The 19,637-nt window shown below is 40.1% G+C and carries 16 protein-coding genes and 2 pseudogenes; 11 read left to right on the forward strand and 7 right to left on the reverse strand.

Translation table 11 applies throughout. The features are described 5' to 3' along the window. Nucleotides 1-183 precede the first annotated feature (183 nt). The 3 genes from ACN6OV_RS08205 to ACN6OV_RS08215 all read right to left on the reverse strand — a co-directional run bounded on the left by ACN6OV_RS08205 (nucleotide 184) and on the right by ACN6OV_RS08215 (nucleotide 4,149). The gene (locus ACN6OV_RS08205; RefSeq protein ID WP_427951796.1) at nucleotides 184-1,827 is read right to left on the reverse strand and encodes an AMP-binding protein; all 1,644 of its coding nucleotides are present in this window, start codon (nucleotides 1,825-1,827) and stop codon (nucleotides 184-186) included. A 265-nt stretch (nucleotides 1,828-2,092) separates the two neighbouring features. Next, nucleotides 2,093-3,229, reverse strand: coding sequence for an acyl-CoA dehydrogenase family protein (locus ACN6OV_RS08210; protein WP_427951799.1), 1,137 nt, complete (start codon nucleotides 3,227-3,229; stop codon nucleotides 2,093-2,095). Between the two features lie 149 nt (nucleotides 3,230-3,378). Continuing rightward, nucleotides 3,379-4,149, reverse strand: coding sequence for a 3-hydroxyacyl-CoA dehydrogenase (locus tag ACN6OV_RS08215; protein ID WP_427951802.1), 771 nt, complete (start codon nucleotides 4,147-4,149; stop codon nucleotides 3,379-3,381). A gap of 123 nt (nucleotides 4,150-4,272) precedes the next feature. Here ACN6OV_RS08215 and ACN6OV_RS08220 point away from each other — a divergent pair, with 123 nt between their 5' ends. Next, the gene (locus tag ACN6OV_RS08220) at nucleotides 4,273-5,313 is read left to right on the forward strand and encodes an AraC family transcriptional regulator (protein ID WP_427951805.1); all 1,041 of its coding nucleotides are present in this window, start codon (nucleotides 4,273-4,275) and stop codon (nucleotides 5,311-5,313) included. A 474-nt stretch (nucleotides 5,314-5,787) separates the two neighbouring features. Further along, a complete protein-coding gene (locus ACN6OV_RS08225) occupies nucleotides 5,788-6,141 on the forward strand; it encodes a hypothetical protein (protein ID WP_427951807.1) in 354 nt (117 codons plus the stop codon). A gap of 142 nt (nucleotides 6,142-6,283) precedes the next feature. On the opposite strand, the gene prmC is transcribed toward ACN6OV_RS08225, so the two are convergent. Together prmC and prfA are read right to left on the reverse strand one after the other, a co-directional pair. Next, complete coding sequence (gene prmC / locus ACN6OV_RS08230; RefSeq protein ID WP_427951809.1) at nucleotides 6,284-7,102, reverse strand: peptide chain release factor N(5)-glutamine methyltransferase; 819 nt, start codon at nucleotides 7,100-7,102, stop codon at nucleotides 6,284-6,286. Continuing rightward, complete coding sequence (prfA, locus tag ACN6OV_RS08235) at nucleotides 7,102-8,190, reverse strand: peptide chain release factor 1 (protein WP_427951812.1); 1,089 nt, start codon at nucleotides 8,188-8,190, stop codon at nucleotides 7,102-7,104. The genes prmC and prfA overlap by 1 nt, the downstream gene beginning before the upstream one ends. Nucleotides 8,191-8,558: 368 nt before the next feature. Between prfA and ACN6OV_RS08240 the strand changes: the two genes are divergently transcribed. Together ACN6OV_RS08240 and ACN6OV_RS08245 are read left to right on the forward strand one after the other, a co-directional pair. Further along, a complete protein-coding gene (locus ACN6OV_RS08240) occupies nucleotides 8,559-8,993 on the forward strand; it encodes a glycine zipper domain-containing protein (RefSeq protein ID WP_427951814.1) in 435 nt (144 codons plus the stop codon). A gap of 350 nt (nucleotides 8,994-9,343) precedes the next feature. Then, on the forward strand, nucleotides 9,344-9,868 hold the full coding sequence (locus ACN6OV_RS08245; RefSeq protein ID WP_427951816.1) for a hypothetical protein: 525 nt from the start codon (nucleotides 9,344-9,346) through the stop codon (nucleotides 9,866-9,868). An 87-nt stretch (nucleotides 9,869-9,955) separates the two neighbouring features. Here ACN6OV_RS08245 and ACN6OV_RS08250 read toward each other — a convergent pair. Further along, nucleotides 9,956-10,120, reverse strand: a pseudogene (locus ACN6OV_RS08250) (hypothetical protein). Nucleotides 10,121-10,480: 360 nt separating this feature from the next. Between ACN6OV_RS08250 and ACN6OV_RS08255 the strand changes: the two are divergent. The 3 genes from ACN6OV_RS08255 to ACN6OV_RS08265 all read left to right on the forward strand — a co-directional run bounded on the left by ACN6OV_RS08255 (nucleotide 10,481) and on the right by ACN6OV_RS08265 (nucleotide 12,962). Further along, complete coding sequence (locus ACN6OV_RS08255; RefSeq protein WP_427951819.1) at nucleotides 10,481-11,488, forward strand: LLM class flavin-dependent oxidoreductase; 1,008 nt, start codon at nucleotides 10,481-10,483, stop codon at nucleotides 11,486-11,488. 176 nt (nucleotides 11,489-11,664) lie between these two features. Next, entirely contained in the window at nucleotides 11,665-12,150 is a 486-nt protein-coding gene (gene yiaA, locus ACN6OV_RS08260; RefSeq protein ID WP_427951821.1) for an inner membrane protein YiaA, read from the forward strand. A gap of 239 nt (nucleotides 12,151-12,389) precedes the next feature. After that, nucleotides 12,390-12,962, forward strand: a complete 573-nt coding sequence (locus ACN6OV_RS08265) for a flavoprotein (RefSeq protein ID WP_427951824.1) — start codon at nucleotides 12,390-12,392, stop codon at nucleotides 12,960-12,962. Between the two features lie 804 nt (nucleotides 12,963-13,766). On the opposite strand, the gene ppsR is transcribed toward ACN6OV_RS08265, so the two are convergent. After that, nucleotides 13,767-14,603 carry a posphoenolpyruvate synthetase regulatory kinase/phosphorylase PpsR gene (gene ppsR / locus ACN6OV_RS08270; protein ID WP_427951826.1) on the reverse strand — a complete coding sequence of 279 codons (837 nt, stop codon included), beginning with the start codon at nucleotides 14,601-14,603 and terminating at the stop codon, nucleotides 13,767-13,769. A gap of 152 nt (nucleotides 14,604-14,755) precedes the next feature. Here ppsR and ppsA point away from each other — a divergent pair, with 152 nt between their 5' ends. The 4 genes and pseudogenes from ppsA to ACN6OV_RS08290 all read left to right on the forward strand — a co-directional run. Next, nucleotides 14,756-17,134, forward strand: coding sequence for a phosphoenolpyruvate synthase (gene ppsA, locus ACN6OV_RS08275; protein ID WP_427951829.1), 2,379 nt, complete (start codon nucleotides 14,756-14,758; stop codon nucleotides 17,132-17,134). Between the two features lie 82 nt (nucleotides 17,135-17,216). After that, nucleotides 17,217-18,005 (forward strand): RDD family protein, encoded by a 789-nt coding sequence (locus ACN6OV_RS08280; protein ID WP_427951832.1) that lies wholly within the window; start codon nucleotides 17,217-17,219, stop codon nucleotides 18,003-18,005. Between the two features lie 306 nt (nucleotides 18,006-18,311). Continuing rightward, nucleotides 18,312-19,385, forward strand: a complete 1,074-nt coding sequence (cyoA, locus tag ACN6OV_RS08285; protein WP_427951835.1) for a ubiquinol oxidase subunit II — start codon at nucleotides 18,312-18,314, stop codon at nucleotides 19,383-19,385. A 1-nt stretch (nucleotide 19,386) separates the two neighbouring features. Further along, a pseudogene (locus tag ACN6OV_RS08290) lies at nucleotides 19,387-19,637 on the forward strand (cytochrome o ubiquinol oxidase subunit I); the annotation flags it as partial.

Consider the following 19,637-nt stretch of genomic DNA (forward strand, 5'->3'; position numbering starts at 1 on the left):
TGTTGAAGAGTATGTCTGCCCTTGAGCATAATATGCAATGACAGCTTGCTTGAACTTTAAATCGTATTTCATAAAAACACCCTACAAGTTGTGTCCAACTTATAGGGTTCAGTTCACTAATGGCGGTTTTTTTGATGGTGAGTATTTTTAATAGTGACTTTTAATCATACCCAGTTCGATGCTTTAACCCGCTTTTTGCATAGTTTGTGCTTTTGCAATTTCTTGCTGCTTTAAAAGATTACGCTGAATCTTTCCACTCGATGTTTTCGGTAACCCTTCAACAAATTCAATTTCTTTTGGATAAGCATGTTTAGACAGTCGTGAACGCACATAGTCTTGTAACTTATTCATCAACTCTGCACTGGCTTGATATTGCAGTTTTAATACCACAAAGGCTTTCACAATCTCGGTACGTTCAGGATCAGGTTTACCGACCACCGCAGACTCCAAAACCTCTTCACATTCCAATAAGGTGCTTTCAACATCAAAAGGTCCGACACGATAGCCTGACGTTGTAATGACATCGTCAGCACGTCCAATAAAATCGACACCACCGTCTTCATTCAATCGAACGGTATCCCCCGTTAAATAGTAGTTTCCAACAAATGCTTTACGGTTATTTCCACCATAGCCTGTGAACCACATCAGCGGTGATTGTGACCAATCCATTGCCAATACACCAACACCACCGCGCTCTACTTCTTGGTGGTCTTTATTCAGTACAGCAAAACGATGACCCGGAATGGCAAAACCCGCAGAACCGATTTTCTTGTAATGCTCTAAAGCATGATGATTGGCAATCACCATTCCTAGTTCAGTTTGCCCGTATTGATCAAAAATATTCACATTCAGATCATGGTTAAACCACTGAATCACTTCTGGTGTGAGCGGTTCGCCTGCGCTACTCACAACACGTAAATGGCTTTTGATTGACTCATCAAATTTTTCTTTAAAGCCGAAGAACATCCGAAATGCCGTCGGTGAGCCAGTTAAATTACTGACTTGGTATTTTTTAATGATCTGAACAGCATGATCGACGCTAAACGCACGCTCATCCATAATGATGCTATGACCTAAACTTAATGGACCTGCAATGCCATAGTACAAACCATAAGCCCAACCGGGATCGGCCAAGTTCCAAAACGAATCTTCCTCACGTAAATCCACGGCATGGGTCATGTAGCCTTTAAACGCCAAGATCGCTTTATTCGGTACAGGAACAGATTTTGCCAGACCCGTTGTCCCTGAGGTAAACATCATCAGAAAATCATCTTCAAAAGTGCGTGATACCGATTCAAAGCGTGTAGATTGCTGTTCTAATGCTGTACAAAAATCTGGATCAATCTGCTCGCTACCCTCTGCATGTAGCGTCAAAATATGTGGAAGATCAATATGATTTAATTTTGGACGTTGTTCTGAATTGGTCACAATCAACTTCGTCGCTGCGGTTTGTACACGATGTTCAATAGCTTTGGATTCAAATGCCGTGAAGAGCGGTTGGTAAATTGCCCCGATACGCCATGTGGCCAATATCGTAATTAATAACGCTGGGGTTCTAGGCAACAATCCTGCAATACAATCACCGGCATTTAAGCCAATACTTTTAAAATAGTGTGCCAATTGTGCTGAAGCCTCAGCCAATTGCTCGAAACTCCATTGTTCAGATTCGCCGTTTTTCCCTTCCCAAATCAGCGCTGTACGATTTTGTCCCACATATCGACCACAACATTCTTCATAGGCATTAATCGCTTGTGTTGCACCCACCAATTGCTCTTGAAGCATGTTTTCAAAATTAAAATCCAGATATGCCTGATCCAGTGTCTTCATTACGACAAACTCCTATCCTGTTTTATTGCATCAAAGCTGCCTGCTTTGAATATCCATTAATCTTGTTGTTCTAAACGTGCGGCAAGCCGCTTATTCCTTTAAAGCCTTACTTGCCGTATTTGATCCGTCTGCATGTCATGCATATTTTCCGGATTCATCTTGCTGCTATTGTTAGATAATCATGTTTGGATGTGCCCTGCAATTTCCAAAAGCATCAATGCTTTTGCAGGGTTTGAACACCGACCAAAGTCTATTTTTTAAACACTTATTGTTTCGTCACTTCTCGTGCAATGACCAAGCGCTGAATGTCCGATGCACCTTCATAAATTTGACTGACACGCACATCTCGGTAAATACGCTCTACTGGAAAATCAGAGACATAGCCATAGCCGCCATGAATTTGAATCGCATCTGAACATACGCGTTCCGCCATAGTTGAGGCAAAAAGCTTCGCCATTGAGGCTTCTTTTAGACACGGCAATCCTGCATCTTTTAAAGTCGCAGCATGAAAAATCAGTTGGCGCGCTGCTTCAATTTGCGTTGCCATATCTGCTAAACGAAATGCCACTGCCTGATGTTGCACAATTTCAACACCAAATGCCTTGCGCTCATTGGCATATTCAACTGCTGCATCTAAAGCTGCTCGTGCCATACCCACCGATTGAGCCGCAATACCAATACGCCCAGACTCTAAATTGGAAAGCGCAATTTTATAACCTTCACCTTCTTGTCCTAGCAGACTATTGGCAGGAATCCGACAGTTATCCAGTACAATCGTGGCAGTATCTGAGCAATGTTGTCCCATTTTTTCTTCTAGGCGCGAGACGATATAACCTTTGGTATCGGTTGGAAATAAGAAGCATGAAATGCCTTTTTTCCCTGCAGCTTTATCGGTTACGGCAAAAACCAAAGCCACTTGTGCATGCTTACCTGTGGTAATGAATTGCTTTGTCCCATTTAGCACCCATTCATCACCATCGCGTTCGGCTTTACATTCCAATGCGCTAGCATCTGAACCCACTTGAGGTTCAGTTAAGCAAAAACAGCCGAGCCATTCACCTGTCGCCAATTTTTTAAGATATTTCTCTTTTTGTGCTTCGGTGCCATAACGCTGAGTAATGCCGCACGGTAATGAGTTCTGCACGCTGACAATGGTCGAAATTGCACCATCACCCGCAGCAATTTCCTCTAATGCCAACACCAAAGAAACATAGTCTAAACCTGCACCACCCCATTCAGGTGAAACTGTCATGCCCAATGCACCCAACTCACCGAGTTCTTTAAGTTCTTGTGCAGGAAATGCCGCGGTCTTATCCCGTTCAGCGGCAGTCGGTTTCAGTTTTTCCTGCGAATAACTTCGCATCATGTCCTGAACCATTTTTTGTTCATCATTTAAAATCATTGAATATCCCTTTTCATAATCAATTCCGTATTTAAAATTTACCGTTAAATATGGTTTTGGTTACTTTTACCGCAACAAAAGTAACTCAATGAGCTACTGCCAAAGAATTTATTCACAGTAAGACTCCGCAGTGACTGTATTCAACACACTTATTTAGGCTGCATCCGAATCGCGCCATCCAAACGAATCACTTCACCATTCAAATAACTATTTTCAAAAATATGCGCCACCAAATGCGCAAACTCTTGCGGTTTAGCCAAACGTGGAGGAAACGGCACCATTTGCCCTAAAGCATCCTGAACATTTTGCGGCAGACCTTTCAGCATTGGCGTTTCCATGATCCCCGGTGCAATAGTCATTACGCGAATCGCTTCCCGTGCCAACTCACGTGCTAAAGGCAACGTCATGGCAACGACCGCACCTTTCGATGCGGCATAGGCAGCCTGTCCAATTTGTCCATCATAAGCCGCAACCGATGCCGTATTCACAATCACGCCGCGTTCTTCTTCGCCTGCCTTGAGTTCATATTTAGCGATCAACTGCGCGGCATAACGCAGCATGTTAAATGTCCCACTCACGTTAATGTCGAGTACTTTTTGGAACATGGCCAAATCATGTAAACCATCACGACCCAACACTTTTGCTGAAGGTGCAATACCTGCGCAGTTCACTAAGCCATTGAGTTGACCATATTCTGTTTCTACTTGCGCAAAAAAGGCAGCAACTGCGGATTCATTGGTTACATCAAGTTGCACAAATTTGGCATGGTTACCCAACTGGCGTTGCATCGCTTCACCTTGTTCTTGGTTCATATCAACCAAAATGACCTTCGTACCTTGCGCAATAAAATGAGTCGCCGTTGCCGCACCTAAACCTGATGCACCACCGGTAATGACAAAAACTTTTCCTTGAATCTTCATACGATTTCCCTATTTCAAATTGTTTTAATAAGATTCGACTTAAGATGCAGAGTAAACACAGTGTGCATTGAGTACAATTTCCAAATGTTGCATCTTGACTGATGTATTTGGACAATCCTGAACATGGACCGATCAACACTTATGCCTAAACATGGACTTGAATATAGTAAAGGCACCATTTCAATTGAACTGGTCCACGAAGCCTTGGTCGATGCACAAAACCTACAACATGATATTCCTGCAATTTTGCACAAATCGGGTATTCCAGCCGAATTATTAGATTCAAGCAAGGCACGGGTTTCCGTCTCTCAATATGCAGCACTTTGGACCACGCTTGCCGATGTGATGGATGATGAATTTTTTGGTATGGATCGACATGCCATGCGTCGCGGTAGTTTTAAACTGTTATCCAAAATGGTCATGCATAATGACAATTTAGAAAATGCGCTCAAGCAAATTTTGCAGTTTTTAAATCTAGTCTTGGATGATTTACAAAGCTCACTGATCATTGACGAACACTATGCCTATATCGTGATCTATGACCAACAGGCCACGAAGCGCATGTTTAGCTATGCCACTTATATTATGTTGATACATACTTTAATCTGTTGGCTCTGTGGGCAACGCATTCTTCTAAACCAAATTCAGCTTAAATGTGATCAGCCGATGGATGACCACGACTACAAAGTCCGGTTTTGTGAAAATATTCATTATCAAGCTACGCAAAACTATATTCAATTTGATGCCAGCTATTTAAATTTGCCGATTAAACAAGACCAACGCTCTTGGTATCAATTTTTACAGCAAACTCCAGAAAACTTATTGGTGCGTTTTAAAAATCCCTATGCACTCAGTAGCCAAATTCGTAAACAGCTAATCGACGTTTCACCTGCGGAATGGCTTGAACTAAATGAATTGGCACTGAAAATGAATATGTCTGAAGCGACCATGCAGCGCCGTCTCAAAAGTGAAGGTGTCAGCTATCAACAATTAAAAAATGATATCCGTCGGGATACTGCTATTGATTTTTTGACCCGTACAGATAAAAGCCTGCAAAACATTAGCGATGAATTAAATTTTCATGAACCCAGTGCCTTTCATCGGGCTTTTAAGAAATGGACTGGTGTGAGTCCGGGAGCTTATCGCCAGAATAAAAATCTGTAAACGCCTTATGTCGCCATCATTATCATTTCAACTCATTTAGAAAATTATCGCTAAAGCAAAACTATGCCCATAATATTGCTTTAACTTGTGACTACCTATTTCAAGGACATATTTTTTAATTTTAGTAGGTGTAATTTGCACTACAGAATATTCCTATTGTACCTAGGTTTTATAAACCGAGCGCTTTCATCGCATTAAACCAAGTACTGTAAACAGCCCCGTGCCATCAGGTTCAAAAAAGCGATAAGCAAAGAAGTCAAGCCTCCACGATTGTGTATTTCCCCTAAAAAACCACCTATAAAAATAATAGGAATAGAATTCAATCACTTACTAAAACGACTGAGCATTCATCTGAATATTATTGCACTATTCACTTATTTGGGTTATTTTTTATCCAATTTTAAAGCATTCTTTAATGCTTATTTTTCGGCTGTACTCCCTGTTTAATCACCTTATTTCTTTTAAAGGTATGACATGCTTAAAATGATTGATGTCCTCGATCAACGTTTAGTGCAAAACTTTACTCAAGCTTTGCAATCTCCTACTCCACAATTTGAAGAGCAACTAAATCAAGGCATTCTGGAAGCATCAGACTGTGACTTAAATCGTGCGGTGACTACATTCTTTAATGAAGTTAATGCGATTGAAGCTGCTCAAGCGCTTGATATTAGCATAGACCGTATTCAAGCACTTCAATTAGGCGCATCTTTCAAAGATGAACAATATTTAGCAGATCTAAAGAAAATTGTGACGCTGTGTCTTGCTGTCGAAACTGATGCACTACATCAAGTTGAAGTCTTTGACAGTTTGCAAGATTATCCAATGTAATCTGTACATTCAACAAAAGCGGCTTATGCCGCTTTTTTTATGATTACACCTAAAATATAGAAATACAATTAGCTCTTAAACTTATATAAAACCGAAATTAGCTCAATCTATATAAATGTCTTTTGACTACTCACTTTAACAATTAGTGCCGCCACTGCCCTAAAGTGACACGATCATTGCCACCATAGTCTTTCACGGTACGAACATCACGGTAGCCTGCTTGTAAGAACAAATGTCTTACCGCATCACCTTGGTCATAGCCATGCTCAAGCACCACCCAGCCATTTACCGTTAAGTGCTTTTTACCTTGCTGAATAATCTGTTCCAAATCAGCCAGCCCATGATTGTCTGCAACCAATGCTCGCTCAGGTTCTGTCGCCAGATCTTGCATGTGAACATCATCGGCATCGATATATGGTGGATTCGATACAATCACATCAAAAAAGGCACGACCAAAAGGTTTTAGCCATGAGCCCAATACGAATTGTACATGTTCAAGATCATGCTTTTTCGCATTAAACTCAGCCACCTCTAAAGTTGGCTCGTAAATATCCGAAGCTGCCACCGACCAACTTGGACGTTCACTGGCTAAAGACAATGCAATTGCACCTGTTCCAGTTCCCAAATCGACTACACGTGCATCTTCAGGTAAATCTAGACGCAACACAGTTTCAACCAAAACTTCAGTATCTGGACGCGGCACCAACGTATCTTTGGTTACTTTTAGATCTAAAGTCCAAAATGGCTGAGATCCAGTGACATAAGCCAAAGGCTCGCCAGCTGCGATACGTTCAAGCGCAGCAATATATTGCTGTTCTTGATCTGCAGTTAGTTCCTGATCCTTTTTCATGATTAAATCAAAAGAATCAATTTTGGTGATGTGTTCTAACAACCACGCATTTTCCTGACGTTCATAGCTTTCAGGTTCACCACGGTAGGCCAAAGCCTGTGCAATATTCATTAGCCACCATTCTGCTGTGCTAATAATGCCAATTGATCGGCTTGATATTCACGATGCAAGCTATCCAGCAATTCCGTTAAATCACCTTCCATCACTGCATCTAACTTATACAGTGTTAAGTTAATACGGTGATCAGTCATACGACCTTGTGGATAGTTATAGGTACGAATACGCTCAGAACGGTCACCTGAACCCACCAAGTCACGACGCATTTCAGACGTCGCTGCGTCTGCTGCTGCACGTTTGGCATTTTCTAAACGAGAAACCAAAAGTGCCATCGCTTTGGCTTTGTTTTTATGCTGTGAACGTTCATCCTGACATTCCACCACTGTTCCTGTTGGCAGATGCGTAATACGTACAGCAGAGTCCGTTTTGTTAATGTGCTGACCACCCGCACCAGACGCGCGGTAAGTATCAATTCTAAGTTCTGAAGGGTTGATTTCAACGCTAGTATCAACATCAATTTCAGGCAAAATTGCCACCGTACATGCAGATGTATGTACACGACCTTGAGATTCAGTTGCAGGCACACGTTGTACACGATGTGCGCCACTTTCAAATTTCAAGCGGCCATAAACCCCTTCACCATTAATTAGGCAAATCACTTCCTTATAGCCGCCGTGCTCACCATTATTTTCTGACAGCACTTCAATACGCCAACCTTGTGTCTCAGCATATTTGCTATACATCCGGTATAAGTCACCCGAGAAAATTGCCGCTTCATCACCACCGGTTCCCGCACGAATTTCCAAATAGGCAGAGTTGGCATCATTTGGATCTTTGGGAATCATTAGGATGTTTAAGTCAGCTTCAAGCTGCGAGATCAGTGCTTTATTTTCTTTAATCTCTTCAACTGCCATTTCTTTAAAGTCAGGATCAGTCAACATGACTTCAGCAGTTTCAATATCTTCTTCTGCTTGGCGATATTTCCGCCATACTTCTGTAATTTCTGATAAATCACTGTGCTCACGTGATAATTGACGGAAACGTTTATTGTCAGAAATGACTTCAACATCTGCCAATAATGCATTTAATTCTTCGTGACGGTCAGAAAGCTGATCTAATCGTAAACGTAACGATTCTTTCATTTTTTAAAAAGTCTCAATACACAGGCTCATCCGTCTAAATTGCACGGTTATGCCAAATCCAAAATAATGCCGCTAGTTTACCGACTATAGGTCTGAAATGACATATTTATTGCGATGCTTACTATCGTTCAAGTGGGTTATTTCAAAAATGCCAACTGCATCACTCCCACATTTCTCCACAAAGTTGTGTGCATTTTCGCCATTCAATCCTATTTTTCACATTATTAATAAAACTCATACAAAGAAGTTACTTAAATCGCTATTTTTTGAGAAAGCTCTCCACATTTAAGGCGAATAGTTTTGTTACATTTACTCCCATCGAAATTATCAAGAACAACAGTCCTAAAATTTAGGACATGGAGTGAACAATGAAACTGAATACTCTTTTAATGACAGCCACTTTAGCGACTGCTTCTATGTTCACTGTTTCTGCAAATGCTGACAGTACAACTCGTGTTGCAGCTGCAAGTGCATTAGGTAGTGTTGCAGGTACTGCAATTGGTAAAAACATGGGCGGTACGACAGGTGCAACTATTGGCGCTGCTTTAGGTGGTGCGGGTGGTGCTGCGGTAGCAAGTAACAAACGTAACCGTACCGAGTCTGCGATCGGTGGTGCTCTAGGCGGTGGTGCGGGTTATACCGTTGGTAAAAGCATGGGCGGTACAAACGGTGGTTATATCGGTTCTGCACTAGGTGCTGCGGGTGGTGCTGCTTTGGGTAATAAAATTTCTAAAGACAGAGATTACGACAAATATCAAGAACGTAAATATTACAAAAAACACCGTCGTCACCATCGTCATTAATCAATACGGCAATGGGCAGTTAGACCAAGTCTAGCCAGAACTGATCTATTGTGAAAAGCACCTTTCGAGGTGCTTTTTTATTTTTTTTGTAGCCATTCACGATTTATGCTCCGTCATTCATTTATTTCATAACGCGAGAACACACTCATCTCAATATTAATTGCAATTTACACACATCACTAAATCATTGAAAAATAAATCATTTATCAATAATGAAGAAAATCGTTAGAAAATTTACAATGCTGCAACCGAAGTATTGAGATCCATCACACTCTACTCCAAATATTTTCTATCTATTTTTCTATAGTGAACTTAACAGACAAACATCGCACTTCGTAAGGAGTTCAACAATGAAAATCAATAAAATCTTATTTAGTGCAGCTATTGCAGTTTCAGCATTTACCATGACTGCAACACATGCAGGTAACAATACCAATACCGCGTTAACTTCCGCACTTGGTGGTGTCGTGGGTGCTGCTATTGGTAACCAAATGGGCGGTCAAACTGGCGCAATGATTGGTTCAGCCATTGGTGGTGGTGCGGGTGCAGCAGCTTCTGCAAATAAACGTGACCGTAATGGCGCAATGATTGGTGGTGCACTTGGTGGTGCCGGTGGTTATACCGTAGGTAAAAACATGGGCGGTACAAATGGTGGTTATATCGGTGCCGCACTAGGTTCTGCTGGTGGTTCAGTACTCGGTAAAAAAGTCTCTGAAGACCGTCGTTATGATGATCGTTACGGACGTTATGAAGATCGTTATGATCGTCGTTACAACAGCCGTGGCTACAGAAACAATCACTATAGCTACGACGATCGTGGATATCGCGGAGACAATGGTCGCCACAATGGCTGGTACAAAAACGGTAAACGTTAATTTGCAAGTGACACAAAATATAAAGCACCTTCGGGTGCTTTTTTACTGCAAGTAATTAAGGCTCCAAGATACTGACTTGATCACGTATTAGTGTTTGGGCTTTTTTAAACCACCACCACCTTGTTTATTTACCGCTACCCAAGCAATACGTTCCGCCTCTTCTTGCGATAGACCTCGTGATTTTTCAGATTCAACAATATACTAAGCTTGTCGCTTTTGTTTAGCTGTATAGCTGGATTTATCACCTTGCATGATGATCTCCAGATTAAGCATTCGAACTTTAAACAATCATTTTAAGTGGGTTAAAAATACTGCTATCTTTTAATTTAACGAAATCTTGCTACTTTAGAAGCATGATTTAAAGAACATATATGCAAAACCAACACTACAAAAAAGATCTTCACATAAAATTTAAACTATCAAAATTAGCTATAAATAACCTTATATGGAAGATATAGAATTATTCCACGGCTCAACAATTTAGATTTTCTAAATCCAACAATATGACTGATGAAGATGAGTTATTTTCCAAACCAATACATCGTAGTTTATCGATATACATAAAACCCAATATATCGTATTATTTCGATATACAAATTCCCGAGTAAAAGTATGCGCACTTTAGCTGAAACAAAATTTTCGATACTGGAACTTGCCCCAGTACGTAATGACAAAAGCATTGAGTTTTCATTAAAACATGCCTTAGCACTCGCTCAACATGCTGAACAACTGGGTTATGAACGTTTATGGTTGGCTGAACATCACAATATGGATGGGATTGCCAGCTCAGCCACAGCAGTTTTGTTGGGTTATCTTTTGGCAAATACCAAAACAATTAAACTTGGTTCGGGCGGTATCATGTTACCAAATCATGCACCTCTAGTGGTCGCAGAACAATTTGGTACCTTGGAAACGCTTTATCCGGGCCGAATCGAACTCGGTCTGGGCCGTGCACCGGGTACAGACCAAACCACCATGCGTGCCTTACGCCGTGGCCGTCAGGAAACCGAAGATCAATTTCCACAAGATGTCTTGGAGATTTTGCAATATTTTAAAGCCCCTGAACCTAATCAGCGTATCGTGGCGACACCGGGTCAAAATACTCATGTTCCCGTTTGGCTTCTTGGTTCAAGTTTATTTAGTGCACAATTGGCTGCACGTTTAGGTTTGCCCTACTCATTTGCCTCACATTTTGCACCACGCATGTTAGGTCAAGCGATTCAGCTCTATCGTGAAAATTTCCAAGCTTCCGAATATTTAGACCGTCCTTATGTTTCCATGGGAGTTCCAACTGTAGTTGCAGAAACAGATGAAGAAGCTGAATATCTTTCAACCAGTGCCTATCAACGTGTTTTAGGTTTAATGCGTGGTCAAAGTTTAAAACTCAAAGCACCTGTAAACTCAATGCAAGGCTTATGGACAGCTGCAGAAAAAATGTCGGTCGATAATTTCTATGCCATGGGTCAAGTCGGCTCGAATGCAGCCGTCAAAGCGGGTCTAGAAAATCTCTTATCCAAATATGATGTGGATGAATTTATTTTTACCTGTGATATTTATGACACAGATAAACGCATTGAAAACTTTGAACGTTTAATGCAAATCAAACACGCCGACCTTTAACAAAAAGACGAATCATACCTATATAAGCTAGAACTGATGTTCAAAATGTATCTTGGTTCTAGCTTCTTTTTTAATTTTGACCGATCCTCAAGAGAAGATTTTTAATACTTTGCTTATAATTTTTAATGCGGTATAAATATTCAACATAAGCAATAACAATGAGAACCAGACGATTTATGAGTCAATACATTAATAAACCAACACCTGCTTTTATTGCCGTCAGTTGGGTCGCACTCATTTTAGGCGCTGTAGTATTTTGCATTGGCCTATTCAATGCTACGATGATGTTGAATGAAAAAGGCTTCTATCTCATCCTCTTGCTCTATGGTTTATTTTCCTCAGTATCATTACAGAAAATTATTCGCGATCGTTTAGAAGGCATGCATGTCACTGCAATTTATTTCGGATTATGTTGGGCTTCTGTAATCATCTGTCTGGTGTTGTTGGCTATTGGACTTTGGAATGCTGAGTTGGCTTTGAGCGAAAAAGGCTTTTATATGATGGCATTTCTAATGAGTTTATTTGGTGCAGTAGCCGTGCAGAAAAATATCCGTGATATGGACTATTTGCGCACACATGCTGAGCAGCCTGAACTAAACAATAAAATGAATCCTACGATTGAATTTAACTCACCTTCAGATGACAACAACTTAAATTCTTAATTTTGATTACTTCAAATAAAAAGGCATCCACATCAAAAAAGATGCCTTAAATACAAAAAACCTCGCTGTTACGCGCTCTAAAATCCACTCTTATAAAATATAGAATAACAAGTGCCAAGCTCTAAATTTCAAAAAAATTTGCATGACTCATCAGACTGAAAAAGAACTTTACCCTGCTCTGTAGTTGTCAGAAGATATTTGGATTGAATCAAAAAATAAAATATCAATAAGGAATAAATATGGCTCACCAGCAGGATGCAAACCACCATATTTTCAATAATCATCTTGATGATTTTACACAATATCGTGGTGAACTCATGAACTCGGATCAAATCAAAGATTTTGATTTTCAAAATAAAAAAATTGCGATTATTGGAGTTGATCAACATATTGTCTCTGAGTTACATCAACTCTGCCAAATTGCAGATAGCATTATGGTCTATCAAATTAAACCGCAATTTATCCTACCGCGCACCGAACGTCTATTAAACAAACTCATCCAACACCCCTTGATTACGAAGAACCGTAGACTTTTTAGTAATCGTATAAAAAGTATTTTGGCTTTACGCTTTTTGGAAGATCAAGTTCCCAATCATTGGCTCCGACATTTACTCAGCCCAAATACCGCCATCCAAAATAAAATTTTCTTAAAGTCCGATCATTACTATACAGCGCTACAACAGCCAAATTGCATCTTAAACACTTGGCCCATTATCAAAATTCAAAATCATACCATTACCGCTTTAGATGACCACAGCTTTGAATGTGATGTGATTATTCGTAGTGAACTCTCTAAAAAAGACAAAGCATAATGACAATGTCATTCAATCAAAGCGCATCTAAGTGATCTAAGTGAGTTTTGAAAATTAAATGAATAAAAGCTGATGGATTCAGCTTTTATTCATAGCCTCTACCTGACCGATTTACTTCCATATCTTTCTCAACAAAGGAACTTAAATAACCTGTTTGATTAAGCACCCACTTCATTTTTTCATAGGATCAAAAAGCACACATATAAAATTATTTCAGCACAGCATTATTTTAATTTCTATGACCCATTTTTCTAAAAAATGCCCTGAATTTTGACTTATTTCTTCCAAAAAACCTTAAAAACAAACGACAAAACACAGATAAAAGTATACTTATTAACCACATCATTTAAATAAATGGCAGTATTTTTATAAAACCACCATCACACACGCACTGTTTGCCTATTTTTTACTCTACTTCTTGATCATTTTATTAGCACTTAAACGCAAAAACCGCCCAATATTGAGCAATTATTCACCAATATGTAGATTTAAATAACAAAATCCCACCATTTTCCATCTCATTAAACTGGCGTTTCACCTGTTTAGATTTCAATCAGAGTTCACTGAGAAATTTATCAAACTTGGTACTCATTTTTCGGGTCATTTTTGTGTGTTAGAAATTGTATAAAAAGCTAAAAAACGCATATCAACATTTGTGGAAATTTCAGATATTTTGGAAGAAAAATAAACTAAATTTAGGACTTTCCCCAAAAGTATCGTTATCCATATTTTTTATACTATTTTCATATAATAAAAATAATATTTTACTATCAAAAAAAAGCCACTGAAGTGGCTTTTGAAATTTTATCCAATTCGACGTTTCAAACCAGTCATTTGTAGTACACGTGTTGAAATTTCTTCAATTGACATTTCTGACACGTTTAAATACTTAACGCCTTCTGAAATATAAATGCCTTCGATCGCGCGAAGCTCCATTTGACACTGACTAAAACTAGCATAACGACTATTGGCTTTACGCTCCGTACGAATCGCTACAAGGCGCTCTGCATCAATCATTAGGCCAAATAGTTTATGTTTATGTTCACGCAAAACTGCAGGTAAACGATTGTCATCTAAATCTTCTTCGGTCAACGGATAGTTCGCTACACGGATTCCAAATTGCAATGATAAATAAATTGAAGTTGGCGTTTTACCCGAACGAGACACCCCGATCAGAATCAAATCTGCTTTGTCATAATGACGCGTACGCGCACCATCATCATTGTCTAAGGCAAAGTGAACAGCATCAATACGGGCTTTATAAGACGCAGAATCCGTCACCGCATGGGTCTGCCCGACTAAAGTCGTAGGCGCAGTACCTAACTCATCAGACAACTTACTAATAAGCCCTTCAAAAACATCAAGATTTATTGCATCTGCAGTGTTAATAATTTCTCGTACATAGGGGTCAACTAAGGTATCAAACACCAGTGGCTTTTGGCCATCTTCTTGAGCACGTTGATTGATTTCTGCAACGACATTTGTCGCGGCTTCTTCAGTAGTAATATAAGGAATAATATGAATGTCAAAATCCACATGAGGGAACTGCGCTAACAGTGAATGACCGAGGGTTTCAGCGGTAATCGCAGTACCATCAGAAACAAAGAAAACACTGCGCTTTATCTGTTTACCTTCTGACATTAAAATTCTCCTCCAATATTTGTCTTAGTGCTATATAATCTTTATAGTAAACCATCTTACATGACTGTCACTTAGTAAATTCAAAATGCTAAGTTATTTGTTATAATTTCATGCCAAATAGTGATTAATACTGCAAAAGTGGAGTAACAACTTTGGAAGCGCGCGTAATTGGTCTAGAAAAATTAGGGAAACACGACGTAGAACTCGTGGGTGGTAAAAACTCATCATTGGGTGAAATGATCAGCCATCTTGCGAATGCTGGTGTTTCAGTACCAGGTGGTTTTGCTACTACAGCTCAAGCGTATCGTGAATTTCTCGAGCAAAGTGGCCTAAACGCTAAAATCAACGCTGAACTTGCAGCGCTAAACGTTGATGACGTTAATGCACTTGCAGAAACAGGTGCGAAAATCCGCCAATGGATCGTCGAAACTCCGCTTACAGCAGAACTTGAAAAAGAAATTCGTGAAGCTTTCACAGCTCTTTCAAACGGCAACCCTGAAATCGCGGTTGCCGTTCGTTCTTCTGCAACAGCAGAAGACTTACCTGATGCTTCTTTCGCAGGCCAACAAGAAACTTTCTTGAACATTCGTGGTATCGACAACGTACTTGTTGCGATTAAAGAAGTATTTGCTTCACTTTATAATGACCGCGCAATTTCTTATCGTGTACACCAAAACTTCGCACATGACGTTGTCGCGTTATCTGCTGGTGTTCAACGTATGGTTCGTTCTGAAACTGGTGCTGCGGGTGTAATGTTTACCCTTGATACTGAATCTGGTTTCCGCGATGCAGTATTCATCACCGCTTCTTATGGCTTGGGTGAAATGGTCGTACAAGGTGCAGTCAACCCTGACGAATTCTATGTATCTAAACCACTTCTTAATGCAGGCAAACACGCTGTATTACGTCGTAACCTTGGTTCTAAACACCAAAAAATGATTTATGGTGAAGAAGGTGCTGCTGGTAAATCAGTAGTTGTTGTGGACGTTGAAAAAGCTGATCGTCAACAATTCGCATTAAACGACCATGAGCTTCAAGAACTTGCTAAACAAGCATTGATCATTGAAAACCATTACGGTTCAGCAATGGACATCGAATGGGCAAAAGATGGTGATGACGGTCAAATCTACATCGTTCAAGCACGTCCTGAAACTGTGAAAAGCCGTGAAAATGTCGGCACAATGGAACGCTACCTACTTAAACAAAAAGGTACTGTGATTTGTGAAGGTCGTTCAATTGGTCAACGTATCGGTTCTGGTCGCGTTCGTATCGTAACGTCGATCAAAGAAATGGACAAAGTACAAGACGGTGACGTACTTGTATCAGACATGACTGACCCAGACTGGGAACCAGTAATGAAACGTGCTGCTGCGATTGTGACTAACCGTGGTGGTCGTACTTGTCACGCTGCAATTATTGCACGTGAACTTGGTGTTCCTGCAATCGTAGGTTGTGGTAATGCAACTGAAGTATTAACTGATGGTCAAGAAGTGACTGTTTCTTGTGCTGAAGGTGATACAGGCTTTATCTATGAAGGTTCTTTGGACTTCGAAATCCAACGTAACTCGATCGAGTCTATGCCTAAACTTCCGTTCAAAATCATGATGAACGTAGGTAACCCTGACCGCGCATTTGACTTCGCACAAATTCCAAACGAAGGTGTTGGTCTTGCGCGTCTTGAGTTCATCATCAACCGTATGATCGGTGTTCACCCGAAAGCGCTTCTTAACATTGACAGCCTTCCACGTGAAACTCGCGCAGCGGTATTGTCTCGTACTGCAGGCTATGCGTCTCCAATCGAATTCTATGTTGAAAAACTAGTTGAAGGTATTTCTACACTTGCTGCAGCGTTTGCTGATAAACCTGTGATTGTTCGTATGTCTGACTTTAAGTCAAACGAATACGCAAACTTAATCGGTGGTAAGTTATACGAGCCTGAAGAAGAAAACCCAATGTTGGGCTTCCGTGGTGCAAGCCGTTATGTGTCTGATAACTTCCGTGACTGCTTCGAATTAGAATGCCGCGCACTGAAAAAAGCACGTGACGAAATGGGCTTAACCAATATTCAAATCATGATTCCTTTCGTACGTACCGTTGCTGAAGCGAAACGTGTAATTGAATTATTAGGTCTGAATGGTCTTAAACGTGGTGAAAATGGCCTGAAAGTGATCATGATGTGTGAACTTCCAACGAACGCTTTGTTGGCTGAACAGTTCCTTGAACACTTCGATGGTTTTTCTATCGGTTCTAACGACTTGACTCAGTTAACACTTGGTCTTGACCGTGACTCTGGTATCGTTTCTCACCTATTTGACGAACGTGATCCAGCAGTGAAAGCACTTCTTTCAATGGCAATCCATGCTTGTCGTAAAGCTGGTAAATACGTAGGTATTTGTGGTCAAGGTCCTTCTGACCACCCTGACCTTGCAAAATGGTTAATGGAACAAGGTATTGAGTCTGTTTCTCTTAACCCAGACTCTGTATTAGATACATGGTTCTTCCTTTCTGAAGAAAAAGCTCAACAAGCTTAATAAACTGTGTTAAAAAAAGACCCACATGTGGGTCTTTTTTTTTATTTATACTCTTACTGACGTTTTTTGAGAATTTAGCTTTATGCAGATTTACTTGGCACGAAATAATCAACAGGCTGGTCCATACACATTGGAACAACTCAACCAGATGCTTGCAAGTCAACAAGTATTACTAACTGACTTGGTTTGGCATCAAGGGATGAGTGAATGGAAAGCTTTGGGTGAACTTACTCAAGGTCAGCATGTTTATATGCCTGAGGGCTATACACCACCTGTCCCATCAACACCTTTTGAGCCAAATCAAAATACAACAGCTCAAAATTATGGTGCAGCACATGTGCAGCAAAATAATCAACTTGCTTTGGCCAGTATTCCCAAACGTGTTTTAGCCAAAATTGTTGATTTGTTACTATGGATCCCCGCGACATTTATTTTGACTGCTTTCTTTAGCCCTGAAGAAGCAACCAAGTTTGCCAGTCTGAATGAACAATTCATGCAAGCAGCTATGGCTGCAAGTGCAGACCCGAGTCTATTGCAAACATTACAAATCCAAATGATTGAAATGTTTCCGAATCAGGCATGGATTGCAATGTTTGCCTACCTGTTCATTATGTTGTGCATTCAAGCTTTCTTGATTGCTAAATCAGGACAAAGTATTGGTAAAAAAATTACCAAAATTAAAATTGTAGATGCTGAAACAAGTGAGCCAGTCAACTTAATGCGCGGCTTTACCTTACGTAGTGTTTTATTTATTTTCCTAAATTTCCTATCAATGCCACTCAGTGCAATCATCGACTCCGTATTTATTTTTGGAAAAAAACGTCAAACTCTGCACGACAAACTAGCAAAAACCAAAGTGATAAACCAATAATTTTCACTTTTTCTAAAGGGGGTGAAATTTTCATCCCTTTTTTTCGCATCACCTTGAAATTAAAACAAAATTTATATAAAAAAAATACAATTCCGACTATAAAAATAAGGTTTTAATACAGCCATTTAAAGCATGTTTATGTATAGCTTAGTTTGTCGATATAAGGCATAATGCCTCACAACGTAGCGGTGTCACATTATTGTGACGGTTTTTTCATGTCTGATCAAACATCATAATCATGCGACACTTTTATTCGCTATCCCAAATTTAGATTTAGGGAATGGGACTCTTCACCGAGGTTGTAAAATGAGACAAACAATTTTAGCTGTATTGTCTTTATCTGCGATTGCTGCACTCTTAACTGGGTGTGGTGGTGATATGGTACTTCTAAACTCAAAAGGTCCAGTTGCACAAGGTCAATCTAACCTAATGCTTACTGCGATCTTCCTAATGTTGTTGGTGGTAATTCCATCAGCAATTATGGCTTTATGGTTTGGTTGGAAATATCGCGCGTCAAATAAAGATGCAGACTATCAACCGACTTGGGCACACTCAACAGCAATTGAAGTTGTTGTTTGGGGTATTCCAGTCATTATTATTATTATTTTAGCTTGGTTAACTTGGTGGGGTTCCCACAAGTATGACCCATACCGTCCACTTGAGTCAGATAAAGCTCCTTTGAATGTTCAAGTTATTGCTGAACAATTTAAATGGGTCTTCATCTATCCAGAAGAAGGTATTGCGACTGTTAACGAACTTCGCTTCCCTGAAAAGACTCCTGTTGCACTTAAATTGACTTCTAACTTTACGATGAACTCATTCTTCATCCCTGCGTTATCTGGTCAGATTTATGCAATGGCAGGCATGCAAACTCACTTGAACGTTTTAGCTGATGACATTGGTGTATTCCGTGGTTTCTCATCTAACTACTCAGGTTATGGCTTCTCACAAATGCGCTTTAAAGCTCATTCAGTAGCTCAAGCTGATTTTGATAGCTGGGTAACTGCTGTGAAAGCTGGCCAAGGTACAACGATCAACCCTGAAGCTGTTCAAAAAACAGTTTTAGACCAAGCTGAATATGCAACTTTACGTGACGGTAACCGTTCACATAAGCAAATCGATGCTATGGTTCGTAATGCCAAAACAGATTTAGAGAAAGAACTTGCAGCTACAGCTGAAAAAGAAGGTCCTTATAAGACTCAGCCACATCCTGTGACTTATTATTCTTCTGTTGAGCAAGGCTTATTTAAATCAGTGATCAACAAATATATGAGTAATTACCACGGCGCTGATCATACAGCAGCTGCAGGTACTCATGAGGCTGCTGCTTCTGAAGCACATGCCGCTGTTGAACCTGCTTCTTCAGTTGTGGGGGAATAACATGAGCTTCTTAGGTAAGTTGGGACCAGATGCAATTCCATACGATCCAATCGTATTGGTTACTGTTGCAATGATGATTCTTGGCGGTATCGCACTTGTTGCTGGTATCACCTACTTTAAAAAATGGGGCTACTTGTGGAACGAATGGTTCACATCTGTAGACCATAAAAAAATTGGTATCATGTATATCCTCGTGTCAATTGTCATGCTTGTGCGTGGTTTTGCCGATGCGATTATGATGCGTCTTCAACT

It is taken from the genome of Acinetobacter sp., from assembly GCF_050285345.1.
Classification (GTDB): domain Bacteria; phylum Pseudomonadota; class Gammaproteobacteria; order Pseudomonadales; family Moraxellaceae; genus Acinetobacter.

Excerpts from the sequence above, each read along its gene's own strand:
- ACN6OV_RS08215 (WP_427951802.1), bottom strand. The coding sequence starts at position 4,149 with ATGAAGATTCAAGGAAAAGTTTTTGTCATTACCGGTGGTGCATCAGGT.
- prfA (WP_427951812.1), bottom strand. The coding sequence starts at position 8,190 with ATGAAAGAATCGTTACGTTTACGATTAGATCAGCTTTCTGACCGTCAC.
- ACN6OV_RS08225 (WP_427951807.1), top strand. The coding sequence starts at position 5,788 with ATGCTTAAAATGATTGATGTCCTCGATCAACGTTTAGTGCAAAACTTT.
- ACN6OV_RS08210 (WP_427951799.1), bottom strand. The coding sequence starts at position 3,229 with ATGATTTTAAATGATGAACAAAAAATGGTTCAGGACATGATGCGAAGT.
- prmC (WP_427951809.1), bottom strand. The coding sequence starts at position 7,102 with ATGAATATTGCACAGGCTTTGGCCTACCGTGGTGAACCTGAAAGCTAT.
- ACN6OV_RS08240 (WP_427951814.1), top strand. The coding sequence starts at position 8,559 with ATGAAACTGAATACTCTTTTAATGACAGCCACTTTAGCGACTGCTTCT.
- ACN6OV_RS08245 (WP_427951816.1), top strand. The coding sequence starts at position 9,344 with ATGAAAATCAATAAAATCTTATTTAGTGCAGCTATTGCAGTTTCAGCA.
- cyoA (WP_427951835.1), top strand. The coding sequence starts at position 18,312 with ATGAGACAAACAATTTTAGCTGTATTGTCTTTATCTGCGATTGCTGCA.
- yiaA (WP_427951821.1), top strand. The coding sequence starts at position 11,665 with ATGAGTCAATACATTAATAAACCAACACCTGCTTTTATTGCCGTCAGT.
- ppsR (WP_427951826.1), bottom strand. The coding sequence starts at position 14,603 with ATGTCAGAAGGTAAACAGATAAAGCGCAGTGTTTTCTTTGTTTCTGAT.
- ACN6OV_RS08280 (WP_427951832.1), top strand. The coding sequence starts at position 17,217 with ATGCAGATTTACTTGGCACGAAATAATCAACAGGCTGGTCCATACACA.
- ACN6OV_RS08205 (WP_427951796.1), bottom strand. The coding sequence starts at position 1,827 with ATGAAGACACTGGATCAGGCATATCTGGATTTTAATTTTGAAAACATG.
- ACN6OV_RS08265 (WP_427951824.1), top strand. The coding sequence starts at position 12,390 with ATGGCTCACCAGCAGGATGCAAACCACCATATTTTCAATAATCATCTT.
- ACN6OV_RS08220 (WP_427951805.1), top strand. The coding sequence starts at position 4,273 with ATGGACCGATCAACACTTATGCCTAAACATGGACTTGAATATAGTAAA.
- ACN6OV_RS08255 (WP_427951819.1), top strand. The coding sequence starts at position 10,481 with ATGCGCACTTTAGCTGAAACAAAATTTTCGATACTGGAACTTGCCCCA.